The 1,685-nt window shown below is 39.6% G+C and carries 1 protein-coding gene and 1 pseudogene; both read left to right on the top strand.

Annotated features, from left to right (window positions below; translation table 11 throughout):
* Positions 1-1,185: pseudogene (locus tag IJI01_RS14360) on the top strand (hypothetical protein); the annotation flags it as partial.
* A gap of 68 nt (positions 1,186-1,253) precedes the next feature.
* On the top strand, positions 1,254-1,541 hold the full coding sequence (locus tag IJI01_RS14355; RefSeq protein ID WP_292191932.1) for a hypothetical protein: 288 nt from the start codon (positions 1,254-1,256) through the stop codon (positions 1,539-1,541).
* Positions 1,542-1,685 lie beyond the last annotated feature (144 nt).

Here is a 1,685-nt window from a genome sequence, read left to right as displayed (position 1 = left end):
TTCTTAAAAGCAATCGAAGCATGGGGAACATCCAATATCCCTGAAATGACTTCGTTCTACAATGGCCCTGCAGGAACAACTGTAATGGCAGGAATCTTCATCGTAACAGTTATTGTTTATCAGCTGATTTCCAACTTAAAGGACGGACATGTAGATGATGAGAGGGAGCATAAGCTGATTAACTGGCTTCTAACGATTCCTATCATTAACAAGCTTGTAACCATAGAGATCAACAGGCATTATACAAAGCATTTAAGAATCGATGATGGCCTGAAAATGGTCGGTGACAGGATAGGCGTTAAAGGATTTCTGGTAAAAAGAATTCTTTTCGGCATCCTGGCAATTCTCATGATAAACCTTGTCATATTTACGGCGGAGTGGAGGACAAAGCATAATCTCTTGAATGATTTCAAGACAACCTTTGAATCCTCAATTGTTCCGAATGAAGAGTATAGACAGGCCATGAGAGATGCAGCCGTTGATTATACACTCAGCTGTAGAAATATGGCAGATACTCCCGAAAACAGACAGAAGATCCAGGCAGAAATTGAGAATAGAGGAATATCTCCAAAGTTCTCAGCGCAGGTAACAGATGAAGTCTTTTACCGTGTAGCAAAGTACAAAGATGTTTATTACAGATGGTGGTTTTTACTCATCAATATCCTTGGATACTTTGCAGGCTATTACCTTCCATACCTCATACTTAGGTACAAACTAAGGATTGTGAAGATGGATATGGAGGACGAGGTCATTCAGTATCAGACAATCGTACTCATTCTGATGCATGTGGACGGAATGCTTGTAGATACAGTTTTAGACTGGCTTGAGAGGTTCTCATTCTGCTTCAGGCAATCTATCCAGGAATGCATTATAAACCTTGAGTATTCAACCAGAAAGGCTCTCCAGAAGATGAAGAACCAGGAGACATTCCCGCCATTTAGAAGATTCGTTGATAACCTTCTTATGGTAGAGGATGAAGACATCCTTACAGCATTTTCTGAGATTGAGACTGACAGAGAATATTACAAGGAAAAAAGAAAGACCGATAACGAGATCATTTCAACTCAGAAGGCAGAGGTCGGAAAGATTGTAGCATTTGTACCGCTTATTCTTACATTGGTAGTTTACATGATCGTACCATTTGCCCTCTATTCGTTAGAGATGATGAAGAGTATCGGCATGTAGCTTTGGTATTAAGGGAATACCCCTTATACAAAATAAAAATCATAAAAGAAAAAGGAGTTTTAAAAAAGATGGGCGGAAGTTTATCAGAAGGATTAAGAACAGTATTTGCAGTAGTACTTTCATGTTTGGTCATTGGTTTCGTATTCATGCAGTGGTCAACGGTCAAGGAGTCAGGTAATGCAGCACTTACAGACTCTAACTCAACCATCACACAGATGGATGAGGCTAAGTACACACAGTACGACGCAACAGTTGTTACTGGCTCAGAGGTAGTTAATGTTATCAAGCTTCATTCAAACGACAAAATTTATGTGGGTGTAAACATTGGTGGTACACAGAGAAACTACATTTACTAAGATGCCACATTTGCAGCACCTGGTGCTAATCTTGCTCTTGCAAGAGATAAGTCTGATCCCTCTTATATCAATCCTAATTCCAAGTTTACAGGATCGATAGTAAGGGATGCCACTACTTCAGCAATTGTAGGAATCGTATTTACA

The sequence above is a fragment of the Butyrivibrio sp. genome, assembly GCF_017433805.1.
Taxonomy (GTDB): Bacteria; Bacillota; Clostridia; order Lachnospirales; family Lachnospiraceae; genus Butyrivibrio.
This window is presented reverse-complemented; position numbering and strand designations above follow the sequence as displayed.

Excerpts from the sequence above, each read along its gene's own strand:
- IJI01_RS14355 (WP_292191932.1), top strand. The coding sequence starts at position 1,254 with ATGGGCGGAAGTTTATCAGAAGGATTAAGAACAGTATTTGCAGTAGTA.